The organism is Pontibacter deserti (assembly GCF_023630255.1).
GTDB classification, from domain to species: domain Bacteria; phylum Bacteroidota; class Bacteroidia; order Cytophagales; family Hymenobacteraceae; genus Pontibacter; species Pontibacter deserti.
Genome location: NZ_JALPRS010000001.1, coordinates 372,337 through 387,870, shown reverse-complemented (window position 1 = coordinate 387,870; position 15,534 = coordinate 372,337). Strand labels below are relative to the sequence as shown.

Below are 15,534 nucleotides of genomic sequence, written 5' to 3'. Positions count from 1 at the left end.
CTGCATGGCGCTTTTTATACTTTATACTTCTTACAGCTTGAAAAGGCCTTTTATTTCCTGCGGGCTGCCTTCTTTTATACTTACAGCATCACCACCACCTTGCGTTAATGGTTGCTTCAGTACGCTCTTCGAGTTAACCAGCACTTACCACGGCATTAATCAATGGCGGTAAAACGACCGTTCATGACGGCAAGCCTAATGTGTACAGTCTATATATTTTATGGACTTACAAATCATTTCCGGGGAGTTAGTATCCCGAAAGAATATCATGTACTAATAGGAAAGTAAAACTAACCCCTATCACTGATGTCCCTTCTCCAACATTTATACTTCAGACGAACTATAAGAGCAAGTGTCTATACCAGGTACGGGCCACCAGAAGTGGTTAAGCTAACAGAGATTGAAAAGCCAATCCCCAAAGACAAAGAAGTTCTTGTTAAAGTGGAGGCAACAACGGTAAATCGTACCGACTGCGGATTCAGAAGTTCTGAATACCTTATCTCCAAATTTTAACTACTGCTCTTTCGGAATTCCAAGTCCGAAAGCTTTCTGCTGGGGACTTCCTTGTCCCCGTACATGAACCTTTCTTTACGCGGACAAGGAAATTCGCAGCAGGTAAGGTTCCGGACAAGGATGTCCGGAACAGCAATAGAGGCATTCTTTCTCGACTCAGTCCTCTCCTACTCTGCTTTCCTCAACCTGGATATTAATGCCATTAGGTTATAGTTGCAGGATTCGGAGCAGGAAGAGCTTAAAGCAGTCCAAAGGTTATTTTTGTGCGGGTGAAGTGGAGTTTTTAAAATTACGTATAAAAAAGACCGACACTAAAATGTAATATTACTCCTGTTTTTAACAAAGTTAAAAGAAGCATAATTGCGAAATCGGGAAAAGAACTCCAGACCTAGTTTATTATGAACCAATCAATTATAATCATACTATAGGCAAACATTGTTACACATACTACTATAATATAAATGTGCAGAATTTGAGAGAACAGCAGGTTTTCTTTTAGTACAGGTATAAAGTTGTTTGTACTTAATTATTGTTCCCAATCAATTACCCTAATATACCTACCTGATGATCAAGAGATAAATACTTACTCCTACCATGGTTTCCTTAACGTGCAAACGAATATCCTGATTATGAAAGACAACTCCATATTCTATGCAACAGATCTTTGGCTAATTATGCTCCTGCTCTTCGTTATGTTGGTAGTAGCTACTTATGTTGGAATGCATGTAGGGTTGATACGAAAACCATACGCTACCGCCACCGATGAACATTCAGTAGTGATTGCCTCAGTGCTTGGTCTGCAGGGGTTACTTCTGGCATTCACTTTTGCCATGGCTGGTAGTCGTTTTGAAGCCCGGAGACAAAGTATTTCAGATGAGAACACTGGCATCCGGACCGTTATTATGATGGCCGATCTCTACGAGCCGGCAGAGCGGCAAGAATTCCGAAAAGAAATTAAGGCCTATTTAGATACCCGAATTAAGTATTATGAAATGGATTTTAAACCCACGCTTTTGGCTGCCACCCGTGAAAAAAGCCGCCTGCTCATTCTTACTATCTGGAAAAGGGCAGTGCGTCTCTCCCGTAACCCTGACAACCAACTGGCCTCAGAGCAAATGATACCTGCGTTACATGAGTTACTGAAAGTACAGGAAGCCAGGCATACTGCCGTTAGGGACCGCGTGCCTGACCCCATTGTATATATGCTTTTTATCCTGTCGCTGGCTACAGCTTTTTTTGCAGGTTATGCCGGCATTGGCAGAAAAAGGAGAGATTGGCTGGCAATATTGATTTTCCATTTTTTGGTGGCGATAGTTATCTATATTACGCTGGTTCTTGACCGGCCAAGACGAGGCATAATAAAATTAAATGATATGCATCAAATGACTGTTGAGCTAAGAAAATTTTACAAAGAGGCGCTTTAGAAAATTCTTTTATAGGAAAGAAGGCTTTCAACTTTCATAGAAACTGTACGCCTTATGCTGACAGTTTAGTGCCAGCGCAACTTGTAGATAAACATGCAGTCAGTTTGTAACTGCGGGGATGTAGAATATACTAAGAAGCACACCTGCTTGCTGGTGAGAACACGTAGGAAGGGCATCTTATAAAGGAAGCAGGATGACAAGCAACAGCCCGAAAGATACTCCCCCTAACAAAACAGGGCGCCGTACATTATGTACGGCGCCCTGTTTTGTTTATACTTTATACTTCTTACAGCTTCTTCAGGCCTTTTGCGTCCTGCTTACTGCCTTCTTTTATACTTAGGGCTACACCACCACCTGGGGCAATCGGCTGCTTCAGTACGCTCTTGGAGTTAACCAGCACTTTGCGGATGGTATACTTCTGTGGGTTCTTGTTCCAGCTGGCGTCTTTTGCATCAGCATAAATAGTAGCCACATAATTTTTGCCTTTGGGCAGGTAATCAAAACGAACGGTAGCTGTACGGGCATTTTCATCGGTGATACCACCTACATACCATTCGTTTTTGCCTTTGGCTTTACGGGCAATAGTGATGTAATCGCCAGGCTCAGCTTCCTGCACCCAGGTATCATCCCAATCTACGGCTACATCTTTAATGAATTGAAACGCATCCGGGAAGCGCTCGTAGTTCTCTGGCATATCAGCCGCCATTTGCAGTGGGCTATACATTGTTACATAGTAAGCAAGCTGCTTCACCAGTGTCGTATTCACGCGCTGGTTGTTGTCTTTGTTGTAGTACGACAAGTCCGTCTGGAAAATACCCGGCGTATAGTCCATTGGGCCGCCCATCAAACGTGTGAACGGTAAAATAGTAGCATGCTCCGGAGCCAAACCGCCCATAGCTTCAAACTCAGTTCCGCGGGCAGATTCCTGTGCAAACCAGTTCGGGTAAGTACGGTGCAAACCTGTTGGTCTTACTGCCTCGTGGCTGTTCACTCTAATCTGGTATTCAGCAGCTTTTTCAGCTACACGGATGTAGTGGTTTACCATCCACTGGCTGTCGTGGTGCTCCCCTCTCGGGATGATCTTGCCTACATAACCTGTCTTCACAGAGTTGTAGCCATTGTCTTTCATAAACTGGAAGGCATCATCTAAACGACGCTCATAGTTAGTAGCAGAAGATGAAGTTTCGTGGTGCATCATGATCTTCACGCCTTTGTCAGCAGCATACTTCTGCAAGCCTTTTACATCGAAGTCAGGGTAAGGCGTTACAAAGTCGAACACTTCTTCTTTCCAGTTACCGAACCAGTCTTCCCAGCCGATGTTCCATCCTTCTACCAGTACAGCATCAAAACCATGCTTGGCAGCAAAGTCGATGTGCTTCTTCACGTTCTCGGTAGTAGCGCCGTGGCGGCCGTTTGGCGTAAGTTTTGTAAAATCGTCGGTCAGTTTTACGTTGGTCTCTTTGCCGTAAGCCCAGGTGCTTTTGTTAGCCACAAAGTACTCCCACCATACACCGATATACTTCACCGGTTTTATCCACGAAACGTCTTTATACTTGGTCGGTTCGTTCAGGTTAAGTATAAGTTTCGACTCCAGGATGTCGGCAGCATTGTCGCTAACCACAATTGTTCTCCATGGCGTGTTGAAATCGGTCTGGATGTAGCCTTTGTTACCCATCGCATCCGGTGTCAGGTGCGCGCTGAACTTGAAGGTTTTTGGATCTACGTTCAGGTGCATGGCTGGGTAATTGATCAGCGCAGCTTCATGTATATTGATATAGATTCCTTCAGAAGATTTCATCATAGAAGGCGTCTGCACAGCTGTGTTTTTGATTGGCCACTGCGCGTGCACATCAATGGTTGCCTTCTTCATCAGGCCCGGAATTTCAGAAATCTTTGACGTAGTATAAGCATACTCATTGGTGTCATAGTCGCCCGGGATCCACCATATCTTATGGTCGCCGGCCAGGTTAAACTCGGTGTTCTCTTCTTTGATTACAAAGTAGTTCAGCTCTTTCTGCTCCGGAAACTCGTAACGGAAGCCAAGACCATCGTTAAACAAACGGAAACGGATCAGGATCTGGCGGTCCTTCTGCTCTTTCTGATTTAGTGTAACCAGCAGCTCGTTATAGTTGTTACGGATGGTTTTCTGCTCGCCAACTACAGGCTCCCAAGTGTTGTTTACAGATGCCTGCTCAGTCTTGGCTACAGTAAAGCCATTCATCAGCGAAGGGCCCTCTTTCAGCTCTAGGCCAAGCTTACTTTCCTTGATAACAGGTTTTTTCTTGTAGGTCAGTTGGTAAGTTGGTACGCCGTTTTCCTTCAGTTCAAACTTCATTGTGAAGTTTTTGTCCGGGGATGTGATCACCTGCGCATTTACCAGGAAGGTTAATGTACAGAGCAACAGAACCAACGTTAACCGGCGCATCACGCGCCTTGCAGAACCAGCTGCATAGCGTAAATTAAGGGTGTACTTTTGATTCATCGGGTTTTCAGTTTTACTGAAGTATAAAAGATAGTTAAGTTTAAGAAAGTACTAATACGTAAGCAAATTACATTAAATATTATGTTTTTAAATTTCTTTTCGTGCAGATTGGTAAAGCATTTTTATGAGATACCTCTGATGGTGCTTTAAAATACCTTCTCCTATTTTATAGTGACAAAGCTTAAAATATAACAGAAAGATTTTATGCTACAGCTGGCAAAGAAATTACATCCCGACAGAGTATAACCTTTCACAAACTTATATTCAAAAAAACTATCCGGGAAGTTTATTAGAATAATATAAATTCCTTATCTTCCAACAAGTGATTTACTCCTATGATGACACTTTACGAAGACGGCTTTTTAAAACTCTCTTACGACGCAACTTATGATATCCTGTATGTACCGTGCCCGCATATACAGGAGTTTGAATTATTACATATTCAGAAAGCTCTCTCTATTGTGGTGGAAACACTGATAAGCTACGACATCAAAAGGTTTTTGTTTGACTCTAGCAATAGCCAGATAGATTTACCTGCCGAGGATCATTACCACCTGATCGGCCAATTGATACGTGGGCTGATGCCTTCCCGACTTCAGAAGCTGGCGCGTGTTGGCTCAACAGATACCATGCGGGAAAACAGTATTGAGCGTTTCCTGGATAACTCAGAAGTACAATACACTTTACCTTTTAAGATTCAGAACTTCCCAAGTAAAGCTGCCGCCATAAACTGGCTTATTAAAGAAGAATGATATTACACCTGCAATGTATAATAGAAGTTCTCACACAACTTATAGTTTTAATATCTAAATCAACCCTTAGCTTTCGCTTAGCTACCCCTGTATTGATTACCTATACTTTCCTGTATAAACGCATCAGGCAATTTACCGTACTACCTGAGAGCACCAATTATCTGTTAATAATGATAAAAACGGGAATAAAGTATGGCTAAGAAAAAACCACTAGCAATTGTTATACACGGAGGTGCTGGTCCAGACTCAGATCATATTCATGAGAACAGAAAAGGATATGAAGATGGTATAAAAGAGGCAGTAGAGGCAGGATATAAGATATTGGAAGAAGGCGGATCGGCGGTTGATGCTGTGGAGGCAGCTGTAATTAAACTGGAAAACAACCCACTTTTTAATGCCGGCAGAGGATCAGCGCTTAACGCAAATGGCGAAGTAGAAATGGATGCCGCCATTATGCGCGGAGATGACCAGGCTTCAGGTGCAGTTGCGTTGATAAGAAACATCCGGAACCCAGTGTCGCTGGCAAAAGCAGTTATGATGAACACCAAGTATAGGTTCCTGGGAGATATGGGGGCTCTGGAGTATGCCAAAAAGATAGATATCAGGATGGAACCATCGTCCTATTTTATCACAGAGCACCAATTCGATGCTTTCTCTAAAAAAAGACAGGAAGAATTTACCAGCAGCGACCGCATAGGTATGGACCAGCTGAATGCCCGCATGCATGGCACAGTTGGGGCAGTTGCCTTAGACCGTGATGGAAATGTAGCAGCAGCTACTTCAACAGGTGGCACCGAAAACAAGAAAATGGGCCGAATTGGTGACAGTTGTGTTATTGGTGTTGGGTGTTATGCCAAAAATAATACCTGTGCCATTTCGGGTACCGGAGACGGAGAGCTCTTGATCAAGAATATTATTGCCTATGATATTTCTGCGCTGATGGAGTATAAAGGACTTACGCTTCAGCAGGCCTGCGAAGAGGTTGTGCTGAAACGGGTAAAAAAAGATGAAGGAGATGTTGGTGTAATAGGCGTGGATGGGGATGGAAATATTGCCCTGGTATTTAACAGTGAGCGAATGCACCGTGGCTGGAAAACTAGCAACAGACAGCAGGGTATAGAAATTTATGCTACAAAGAAGTAAGCAGTTGATCGTACTATCAGCTTGTGTACTCTTTGGTACAGCTGTAAACGAACTGTAAAAAAGCAAAAGCCGGCTTATTTAAAGTATAAGCGGGCTTTTGCTTTTTTATGTTATAGTAAATAAACACTTCTACATGCCTCGGAGAAATCTGCAACCTAAGCAGTTGTGCCTATTGGTATACGTATACTTCTGTTCAGACCATTATCTGCAGGTGACCGCAGCAATCAAAAGGAAAAATTCAGGTTTAGAATTTATTGGTGCACAGCCCCAACTATGGTTCTTCTGTTCTGAGCAATGCCAGCGGGCTGTGCCGGGTATAAGAACTGTTGTATCGCTTTCAGGTGTCCTAAACTTCCGTTCGGTACGTTGCTTAAAACAATAAGTGCGCTATGGTCCTTAGGATTACGAAGCAGATAGGTGGAGTAGCCATGCCATAAACCGGCATGATATAAAACTGTATCTCCGCTCTCCATCGGGCGAATGCGCCAGCCAAACCCATAGTCTTCTTTATTCTTCTTTTCAGGGCGGGAACCTGTAAAAGCTTCTTCCAAAGTCTCCCATTTCACCAGCTTCTGTGTGTACAGCGCCTGATCCCATTTATACAGATCCTCAACGGTAGAATATACTCCTTTATCGCCGAGTACAGTATCTAAATAATCCGGTGTTCTTTTACGTCTGCCGCCCGTGTGCCCGGTTGCTACTTTCCCGGTTAAGGTGGCTACATCTATACTATAGGTAAAAGTATTCTTCATCTGTAAAGGCCCGAAAATATGCTTCTGCATAAAGTTAGCAAATGGCTCACCAGATGCCTTCTCTACAATAGAGGCCAGCAACATATAGCCTGTATTACTGTAGTCGAAATGGGTATTGGGCAGGTGATATACGTTAGGCTTGTGCACCGCCATCAAATTCAGCACATCTGCATTTGTAATCGGCTTGTTTCTATCCGGCCATAGTTCATCGCTAAAGTAAGTATAGTTGGCTAACCCAGAGCGGTGGGTAAGTAACTGCCGGATGGTAATGCCTTTATAGGGAAAGGACGGAAAATACTGCTGTACGCTATCATCGTAATGGAGTTTACCCTGCTCTTTCAGCATCATAATAGCCATCGCCGTAAATTGCTTGGATACCGAAGCCAGTTGAAATGCTGTTTGCGTAGTGAGGGTATCTTTACGTTGAAAGTCGGTATAACCAAAGGCTCCTTTATACAGCACCTGATCATACTTGGTGACCAGCACTGTACCATTAAAGCCCTTTCTTTTATGTAAATGCGTAAAAATGGAATCGAGCTGATGGCCTAGCTTTTGGGCCGTTGCCGTTGTAAACGAAGTAGGAATTGCTACTCGCTGTTTGCTCTCTTCTTTCTCCTCTCCTTTTAAATTACCTGCTTGATTTTCTTCCGTTGATTCCTGACACGAAACCACGGATAAACATAAAAAAGATGCTAGAAAGCATCGAAGCAATAAAAGCTGCACACTATTAAAAGTCATACCTGAGACTACCACACAAAATCCACTTTAAATTACTGTAAACTTCGGGTAAATATTAAAAGACACTATAAATATAATTAATTCATGGATTTATACAAAGTCATTAGAATTAATTTGCGGACATAGATCTAATAAAATTATACTTGCAGTGTAAGCACCGGAACAAGTCATAATTGGGTACCTGACCTTTTGTGCCCTACACTAGCCAGTCAACTGCAGAACAGCATTGATAATTCCATTCATCCATCCCATTGTTAACTATAAAAGAGATTGATTATTATATGTAGTACCGCTTAACGCATGTTAAAACCATACTTTTTACATACTTACCACAAGCAGGAAATACGCGCCACAAAAGCAATGTTCGTAGTGAAAATCAACCTGTTAGTATAATTCATTTTAAAATTAAAGACAGTCTTTTTTACTTCAAGTATAAATATATACACGCTGCCGCTAACCAGTACAACATAAGACTATGCTTAAAAATAAAGATCTGTTTACGCTTCTTATTCGCCTGTTCTTAGGGTACATCTTCTTTTCTGCAGGCATATGTAAATTAACCAATGGCAACTTTGGCCAGATCATCGGCCCTCCGTGGCTGGAAGAAAGCTTGGCTAAGTATGGGCTGGGCCTTTTTGCGCAGGTAGTTGCTGTTAGCCAGGTGGTATGTGGTACACTGCTGCTGTCGCAACGGTTTAGCCTGTTAGGAGCTGTTATGTTGGTACCCATGAATGTAGCCATACTTGCCGTTACCGTATCTATGGACTGGCAGGGCACTCCTTACGTAAATACAGTCTTTCTGGGTCTTAACCTTGTATTGCTTGGCCTGGAATATAAAAAATTCAGGTTCCTGTTTCAGCCAATGCAGGAGTACAGCATCACGCCATCTACAACAGACCCGATCGGGCAGGACAAGTATAGCTGGCTTGGTATTGGTTTCTGTGCACTAACTATGGTAATGGCTTTTGTTAGCATTTCCCTCACCAATATGTTTGCGCTGTTAGCCTTTGTATGCTTTGCCGTAACCATTGTGCGCTCTACATTATTAACTAACCTGGATTCAGTACTTATCCTGCTGCCTTTCCTGGCTATGGTTGCTGTAACATTTGGCAATTTACACCAGCAAATGATAATGGCAGTAGCAGCTATAGTTGCAGTTGAAGCATTGCTGTTAAGTTTCCGGGTATACTTGGCCAGCCGCAACCAAATACCTTCAGAAGTTACAGCTACAGCATCTATTTCCTGACTGGCATTGCGTCTAAAGCCTTAATTTGCGCTTTATAGGCAGGTGGCATTATCAATGTCTTCAGCAGCCAGTCGGCCTGTAGGTACCTGGCTAACTTATACATCCAGAGTACCGGCCCGAGAAATGATTTGTTTCTGAATTCCAACAAAGCACGCACCCTGTCCGGCACAACAAGTGTCTGGGCTTCCAGCAAGATCAGGTAACGAGCTATGCCCAGGTGCTTGCGATACTGTTTAAAAAGGTCGTCTGTGAAGTGGCTTTTCTCGAGATTATGCTGCAGGTGTTCTTCCCGCATTATAGTCCACGCATCAAACGTACCAGGTAAGTCTTTCACTCCCATCCGGCTCCCCACCCTATAAAACACATCGAATACTTCTTCCTTTTCAGCTAAAGTCAGTTTCCGCTCCAGTACTTCATAAGACCTGATAGAATAATCGATGAGCATGAACAGCACATCCCTGTAAGCCCAGTCCGGAATGGAGGTACCTCTACTGGCTTCTACCCCTGCATGAATAGTTGCCATGGCATCAATGGCCTTTATAGCTGCCTGTTTCTCTGAGAACACAATTCTGCGTGCATACGATACGGTAGAAAACAACCTGCCTAGCGGGTCTGAAGGCAGTTTACCTGTAAAGTATAGCCAATCCACAGCTTTATTAAGGGCAAACTCAGCAGATGCACCGGCAAATATAAAGAGAATGGTATCTCCTTTCCCCCATATCTCTCTTACTACAGAGCCTTCTTCAACAAAGTTTTCCATGATGCTACAACAACCGGATTAAGGTAAATGTGCCAGGTACAATTTGCTTACTGGTACATTACTCTAAATTTACGTAAAGCAACCAATACTTTAAATGTATACATGCTTTTTCGATCTGTGTGCGTTTCATTATATTTAGTTATGAAAATTGGGAACATGAAAAAACTTCTGACACTGACTATTCTTGCCGCTTTTAGTTTTTCGGGTATTGCGCAACAGACACAAAAGCCTGTGTTGCATGGTAAAAACTGGATGGCTATTACCGGTAAACCATTAGCGGCCACTGCCGGGGCCATGACATTCCAGAAAGGAGGCAATGCCGTGGATGCCGCTTGTGCCATGCTTGCTGCCACCTGCACGATGTGGGATGTATTGAGCTGGGGAGGCGAGACACAGGCCCTGATCTATAATCCTAAAACAAAAAAAGTAATTGCTATTAATGCGCTTGGCGTAGCACCAACGGGCGCCACTCCTAAGTTCTTTAAAAGCAAAGGGTATAACTTTCCTCCGGAGTATGGTCCGCTGGCAGCCACTACCCCTGGTACACCGGGCGGCCTTTTATACATGCTGGCAAACTATGGAACACTAAGCCTGGAACAGGTATTGGCGCCTGCCATGGAAATGGCGGCCGGTTACCCTATGGAAGCGCAAACGGCCAACAGCATCGAAAAGAACAAAGACCTGATAAAACAGTGGCCATACAGTAAAAAAGTATTTTTAACGCATCCTGGTGAGAAGAGGGAAGCTCCACAAGCCGGTGAGATTTTTGTGCAGAAAGACCTGCTGCAGACACTTACGAAGATGGTGGAAGCAGAAAAACAGGCCCTGAAAAATGGAAAGAGCCGCAAAGATGCCATCATGGCGGGTTATGATCGCTTTTATAAAGGTGATATAGCAGAAGAATTTGTGCGTGGCAGCAAAGAACAGGGCGGACTTATAACGATGCAGGACCTTGCCAACTGGAAGCCCATTGAGGAGGAACCGCTAAAAGTAAATTACAAGGGAGTGGAAGTATACAAGCTACAGCAGTGGACGCAGGGGCCTGTAATGCTGCAGGCACTCAACATCCTGGAAAATTTCGACCTGAAAAGTATGGGCTATAACAGTGCCAAGTATATCCATACACTTTACCAGGCCATGAACCTGTCTTTTGCTGACCGGGACTTTTACTACGGTGATTCTTACTTTGCTCCGGAAGAGCCGATGAAAGGCTTATTAAGCGAAGCCTATGCAAAGCAGCGCGCCGGTCTTATTCAGTCTGATAAGAACAACCCGAACATAGGGCCCGGAGACCCTTACCTGTTTGAAGGCAAAAAGAATCCTTATCTGAAGCTATTGAAGAAACGGGGATTTGAGATGGATACCACCAAACGAAACTTTGCCCCTACCCACGATACGAGAAATGGTTCTTCCCTCAACGAATACCAGGACAGGTTATGGCGGGGAACTACCACAGTAGAAGCGGCTGATAAAGAAGGCTGGGTGGTTTCTATTACGCCAAGTGGTGGCTGGCTGCCTGCTACCATTGCCGGAAATACAGGTATAGGTATGAGCCAGCGGATGCAAAGTTTTGTACTGGATCCTGCTATCAATCCTTTTAATGTTGTAGAACCAGGCAAACGACCAAGAGTAACGCTTACACCATCTATGGCTTTGAAAGACGGGAAGCCATACTTGTCTTTTGCAGTGCAGGGCGGCGATACGCAGGATCAGAACCTGCTGCAATTCTTTTTAAATGTAGTGGAGTTTGACATGAACGTGCAACAAGCTGCAGAAGCCGCCAACTTTAATACCAACCAACTATGGCTCTCATTGGGTGGTACCAAAACAGAAGATCGCCAGCCAAAACCGGGGCAGATCTTATTACATGATGCCACACCGGAAGCTGTAAGAAATGACCTGAAAAAAATGGGATATATTATGAGCTTTGATGATCGTACCAGCGGCCCTATTAATGCGATTTATTTTGACTGGAAATACGGAAGCTTCTGGGGCGGTTCGAGCAACCATGGAGAGGACTATGGAATTGGCTGGTAAGTATAAAATCAGCTTTTAGTAAGCATCTCGTTTTGATTTAACCACCTTATAAAGAAAGCCGCTTCAGCTAACTGAAGCGGCTTTCTTTATAAGGTTTCCCCTGTATCATACTTGCTTAAGCAACCTGCAACTTTGAAATATTTTCAACAAGTTCTGCAGGTGCTAAAATGAGCTCAAGGTACACAAACCTAGCTTTTATATGAAATGAGAAGTTATCAAAGTCGTTCCGGAATGCAGTATAATTTGCTCCTTCAATTATACCCAGTGTGCTTGCCTGCCAAAGTGCATTTACCAGAAGCTTAACCTTAACCTGTACCTCGTGGGTAGTAAGGCCGCCTGAAAGGAACTGGCATGCTAATGTACTGTTTTGCTGCTTAAGTATAAGGGTATTGCTCTTCGCTAAGCCTATCGAAAGGTTATGAAGTTCCTGCAGTAGTATCGTCTGACCTGTTACCATTTCTTTTATTCTGTTTCCGAAAAACAGCTTTATTGATTTAGCTAATCATAACTGAAAACTAACAACACCTGGTAGTGCAGAAGTATAGATGCTACAATTAACTATAAGGATGAAGTTACTGAGTTAAAGGCTGGGGAAATTATGCGTTCAATAATTTACAATAACATATTCAGACCCCAGCCTTACTACCAAAACAAATAATCGTCACTAAACCATGAAAATTTCTAAAAGAAACCACAACAGAGTTTAGTTTGTATACGCCAAGTTAACCCGGTCTGATGAGTCAGGAATAATAAATACTAGTTATTGACAGGCAAATACTGATTAACCGCAGTCGCCTAAGCATTAATACTAAAAATAAGTCAAGTTTTAGTTGCACATTAATACGAACAAGCGACTTGAATTGGTAATATATAAAGGTTATATGTTGTTCAACGCCTTTGCTGCATAGTTCGCTTCCTAGCATTCTGATAAAGTATAAACCCTACAGCAAGTGCTACCATTGTTAAACCTATCCAGGCAGAAGAAATTATCTCTGAACCTGATACTTCGTTAAGCTGCTGGTTTTTCAGAACAATACCGTAAAATGCCCAGATGGTGACCAAACCTACAAAAGGATTCCGGCGGTTTAATACTACAAACACAGTAAGTATAGTTGCTGCAGCGATCATGCCTATAGTCCAGAACTCAGCTGCGAGACCGAAACCATCCCAGCCAAGCCCAACCAATGTAGCACTGATGTTAGCGATTGTAGCAATGCATATCCACCAGAAATAAATGCTTAGCGGGAACTGTGTAAGCCAACGCGCTGCCGCAGAACGTTCTGCATTGTAAATCCCAAGCCTCAGATTTATTAGCAGTAGGGTTATAAGCTGAATCAATATCAGAACCACCGACAGAACTAACCACTCATAAACCCATGCAACAGTCCAGGCGCCGGTAGCCAGATTGTTCAGGATAAACAGGTAACCTATACTTTGCAGGTCCATATTGGCTTCATGTTCTGCATCAGCTTTAAAAGCTTTAACTAAGTGATAAATGCAGAAGCAGATCAGCGCCAGGTAGATGACTCCCCAGATAGAAAATGTTAAACCGACAGGTGTAAACAACGCAGGATATTTAGCCGAAACCTCCCCTATAGTTTGAGCATTTAACAATTTAAACTGCGTTAGTTGCGATAAAATGAGGTGCACCAGAAAGGACAATGCATTAAGAACAGCTAAGACCTTTATACTTTTCATGAGTTCAGGAAGTAAATCTTAAGAAAGCAATGCCTGCCCGTTTATTCAGCATCTTACGATAAAGGATAGATATAGCTGCTTTTCTGATTTATACTTTTAGAGTATGGGCGGATGTATTTAAAAATTAACTCATCAAAAGCTATGGTCTATACTTAATTAACCTTAATCACTACTTTCCCCACTGTTTTGCCGCTCTGAAACATATGGATAGCCGCATGCATGTCTTCAAAAGGATAAATATGGCCTATGTGCTGGGGCTTAAGGTGCAGTGCTTGCAGCTCACCAAGTAACTTATGCATCATTTCTGTCTGCTCATAGAGGTAAATTAAGTTAAACCCCATGAGGGATTTATTTTCGGTAGGCAAACGCAAGGGATCTATTTTTGGTCGCTTCAGAAATTTCCAGATCAACTTTGGGTAGTTAGGCCTGGAACCATGGCTCGTAAAGCTGGCATTGCCATACACTACCATCCGTCCCATCGGCGCCATAGCTTTCCAACCTTGTTCCAGTATTTTGCCGCCTATGCACTCCATAATCAGTTGCAACGGACGCTCACCAAGTACCTTTCTTAGTTTACCAAAGAATTCGCTATCCCGCACAATTACTTCATCATAATTCTCTTCTTCTCTCAGAAACACTACCTTTTGAGAATTTCCTACTGTGCCGATAGTATAAGCTTCGTACTTTTTACAAATACGGTTCGCCAGAATGCCCACCCCGCCTGCTGCACTATGGATAAGTACGGCCATGCCTTGCTGCAGATTACCAAGCTCTTTAAGGGCATAATAGGCTGTAAGCCCCTGCACTAAAAACCCTGCTCCTTCTTCATAACTCCAGCTATCAGGGAGTGGTATTACATACCTATGGTTTATAATGATATGCGACACATAACCACCAAATTTAGTAACTCCCATCACCCTGTCTCCCACTTTCCATTCTCCTTCAACGGCATTACCAACAGCGATAATCTCTCCTGAAAATTCCAGCCCAGGTATGAAAGAACCCGCAGGAGTGGCACTATATAACCCTTGCATAGCAAAAATATCTGCGAAGTTTAATCCAATGGCCTTAACCTTTACGCAAACTTCATCAGCTTCAGGTTGCTCTAACCTCTCTGTCTGTACTTTAAGATCTTTAATAGAGCCTGCTTTGGGCATCCGGTAAACCTGCCGTTCGATCATCTGCTATGTATCAACTGTTAGTTAAAGTGAATGGTGTTATAGTTAGTATAGGGTTAGCTTTTATACTTCCCAACCTAAATTAATTTTTACCAAAAAAAAAGCCTCTTGGTAAGAGGCTTTTTTTGGGTATGCTATACTTATCTGCCAAAATCATCCTGCAGCCGGACAATGTCCTCTTCGTCTGAGGGTTTTTCGGCATCGGTATGGCGCCAGATTTCAGCCAGAACGCCCCAGTCAGTTAAGCCAACCAGCCGGTGGCGTTCGCCTTGTTTTAAAGTTATCAATGCTTCAGGTGCCAATTTCTGAAGTTCACCTTCTTCGTCAGTTTCACTTGTTACAACGCCTACTTCTCCTTTCAATACTTTCCATATCTCAGCACGCCGAAAATGGTATTGCCAGGATAATCTTTTGGCCGGTGCCACCACCAATATCTTCGGACTAAGCTTACCGGATATCTTTAGCTCATCAACTGGTACCTGGTTAAAGTATACTTCGGCAAATCGGGGTGCCTGTTTTTCATCTATTACAAAAAAGCCGCCCCAGGGCCTGCTCATGTCTTTCTTCTCTATGTTAAAGCCTTGATCAGCAAGCTCTCTCTCTATTTCGGTGAACAACGTTTGCTTGGCTTCTTCTAAACTCATTGTGGTAAGGGTGTTACTCATAATAATGTAAATAAAGGTTATCTATGGCTTTCTAACAAGAATCTTCAGCCATTTTTACTAATTAAGTAGCGGTAAGAATCATCTTATATATAACTTCTGTTAGCGTAGTTGCAAATTTAAAGTTATGATTGACTTCTTCAGAATGG

At 43.0% G+C, this 15,534-nt stretch carries 13 protein-coding genes; 6 read left to right on the top strand and 7 right to left on the bottom strand.

What is annotated here, in order from left to right; genetic code table 11:
• Positions 1-306: 306 nt before the first annotated feature.
• Positions 307-513 (top strand): hypothetical protein, encoded by a 207-nt coding sequence (locus tag MJ612_RS01600; protein WP_222619594.1) that lies wholly within the window; start codon positions 307-309, stop codon positions 511-513.
• 629 nt (positions 514-1,142) lie between these two features.
• Complete coding sequence (locus MJ612_RS01595; protein ID WP_187028804.1) at positions 1,143-1,937, top strand: bestrophin-like domain; 795 nt, start codon at positions 1,143-1,145, stop codon at positions 1,935-1,937.
• A gap of 286 nt (positions 1,938-2,223) precedes the next feature.
• Here MJ612_RS01595 and MJ612_RS01590 read toward each other — a convergent pair whose 3' ends face one another.
• Positions 2,224-4,362, bottom strand: a complete 2,139-nt coding sequence (locus MJ612_RS01590) for a glycoside hydrolase family 97 protein (protein WP_187030682.1) — start codon at positions 4,360-4,362, stop codon at positions 2,224-2,226.
• Positions 4,363-4,754: 392 nt separating this feature from the next.
• Between MJ612_RS01590 and MJ612_RS01585 the strand changes: the two genes are divergently transcribed.
• Entirely contained in the window at positions 4,755-5,171 is a 417-nt protein-coding gene (locus MJ612_RS01585) for a hypothetical protein (protein ID WP_187028802.1), read from the top strand.
• A 192-nt stretch (positions 5,172-5,363) separates the two neighbouring features.
• On the top strand, positions 5,364-6,314 hold the full coding sequence (locus tag MJ612_RS01580; RefSeq protein ID WP_187028800.1) for an isoaspartyl peptidase/L-asparaginase family protein: 951 nt from the start codon (positions 5,364-5,366) through the stop codon (positions 6,312-6,314).
• A 251-nt stretch (positions 6,315-6,565) separates the two neighbouring features.
• Here MJ612_RS01580 and MJ612_RS01575 read toward each other — a convergent pair whose 3' ends face one another.
• A complete protein-coding gene (locus tag MJ612_RS01575; RefSeq protein ID WP_250419017.1) occupies positions 6,566-7,738 on the bottom strand; it encodes a serine hydrolase domain-containing protein in 1,173 nt (390 codons plus the stop codon).
• Positions 7,739-8,279: 541 nt separating this feature from the next.
• Here MJ612_RS01575 and MJ612_RS01570 point away from each other — a divergent pair.
• Entirely contained in the window at positions 8,280-9,050 is a 771-nt protein-coding gene (locus tag MJ612_RS01570; protein ID WP_187028796.1) for a DoxX family membrane protein, read from the top strand.
• Here the strand turns inward: MJ612_RS01570 and MJ612_RS01565 are convergent.
• Entirely contained in the window at positions 9,040-9,810 is a 771-nt protein-coding gene (locus tag MJ612_RS01565) for an oxygenase MpaB family protein (protein ID WP_187028794.1), read from the bottom strand. The two genes, MJ612_RS01570 and MJ612_RS01565, sit on opposite strands and share 11 nt — an antisense overlap.
• A gap of 156 nt (positions 9,811-9,966) precedes the next feature.
• Here MJ612_RS01565 and MJ612_RS01560 point away from each other — a divergent pair, with 156 nt between their 5' ends.
• The gene (locus MJ612_RS01560; protein ID WP_187028792.1) at positions 9,967-11,847 is read left to right on the top strand and encodes a gamma-glutamyltransferase family protein; all 1,881 of its coding nucleotides are present in this window, start codon (positions 9,967-9,969) and stop codon (positions 11,845-11,847) included.
• A gap of 115 nt (positions 11,848-11,962) precedes the next feature.
• Here the strand turns inward: MJ612_RS01560 and MJ612_RS01555 are convergent, their stop codons facing one another.
• The 4 genes from MJ612_RS01555 to MJ612_RS01540 form a co-directional block, all read right to left on the bottom strand.
• Positions 11,963-12,304: a hypothetical protein gene (locus MJ612_RS01555; RefSeq protein ID WP_187028790.1), complete on the bottom strand. Its 342-nt coding sequence runs from the start codon at positions 12,302-12,304 to the stop codon at positions 11,963-11,965.
• A 431-nt stretch (positions 12,305-12,735) separates the two neighbouring features.
• Positions 12,736-13,545 (bottom strand): hypothetical protein, encoded by an 810-nt coding sequence (locus MJ612_RS01550; RefSeq protein WP_187028789.1) that lies wholly within the window; start codon positions 13,543-13,545, stop codon positions 12,736-12,738.
• Between the two features lie 152 nt (positions 13,546-13,697).
• Positions 13,698-14,726 carry a synaptic vesicle VAT-1 family membrane protein gene (locus MJ612_RS01545; RefSeq protein WP_187028787.1) on the bottom strand — a complete coding sequence of 343 codons (1,029 nt, stop codon included), beginning with the start codon at positions 14,724-14,726 and terminating at the stop codon, positions 13,698-13,700.
• A gap of 137 nt (positions 14,727-14,863) precedes the next feature.
• Entirely contained in the window at positions 14,864-15,388 is a 525-nt protein-coding gene (locus MJ612_RS01540) for a cupin domain-containing protein (RefSeq protein ID WP_250419016.1), read from the bottom strand.
• Between the last annotated feature and the right edge of the window lie 146 nt (positions 15,389-15,534).

What these genes read in the sequence shown, in the direction of transcription:
- MJ612_RS01565 (WP_187028794.1), bottom strand. Translation starts at nt 9,810, where the DNA reads ATGGAAAACTTTGTTGAAGAAGGCTCTGTAGTAAGAGAGATATGGGGG.
- MJ612_RS01600 (WP_222619594.1), top strand. Translation starts at nt 307, where the DNA reads ATGTCCCTTCTCCAACATTTATACTTCAGACGAACTATAAGAGCAAGT.
- MJ612_RS01540 (WP_250419016.1), bottom strand. Translation starts at nt 15,388, where the DNA reads ATGAGTAACACCCTTACCACAATGAGTTTAGAAGAAGCCAAGCAAACG.
- MJ612_RS01560 (WP_187028792.1), top strand. Translation starts at nt 9,967, where the DNA reads ATGAAAAAACTTCTGACACTGACTATTCTTGCCGCTTTTAGTTTTTCG.
- MJ612_RS01570 (WP_187028796.1), top strand. Translation starts at nt 8,280, where the DNA reads ATGCTTAAAAATAAAGATCTGTTTACGCTTCTTATTCGCCTGTTCTTA.
- MJ612_RS01595 (WP_187028804.1), top strand. Translation starts at nt 1,143, where the DNA reads ATGAAAGACAACTCCATATTCTATGCAACAGATCTTTGGCTAATTATG.
- MJ612_RS01585 (WP_187028802.1), top strand. Translation starts at nt 4,755, where the DNA reads ATGATGACACTTTACGAAGACGGCTTTTTAAAACTCTCTTACGACGCA.
- MJ612_RS01555 (WP_187028790.1), bottom strand. Translation starts at nt 12,304, where the DNA reads ATGGTAACAGGTCAGACGATACTACTGCAGGAACTTCATAACCTTTCG.
- MJ612_RS01580 (WP_187028800.1), top strand. Translation starts at nt 5,364, where the DNA reads ATGGCTAAGAAAAAACCACTAGCAATTGTTATACACGGAGGTGCTGGT.
- MJ612_RS01545 (WP_187028787.1), bottom strand. Translation starts at nt 14,726, where the DNA reads ATGATCGAACGGCAGGTTTACCGGATGCCCAAAGCAGGCTCTATTAAA.
- MJ612_RS01590 (WP_187030682.1), bottom strand. Translation starts at nt 4,362, where the DNA reads ATGCGCCGGTTAACGTTGGTTCTGTTGCTCTGTACATTAACCTTCCTG.
- MJ612_RS01550 (WP_187028789.1), bottom strand. Translation starts at nt 13,545, where the DNA reads ATGAAAAGTATAAAGGTCTTAGCTGTTCTTAATGCATTGTCCTTTCTG.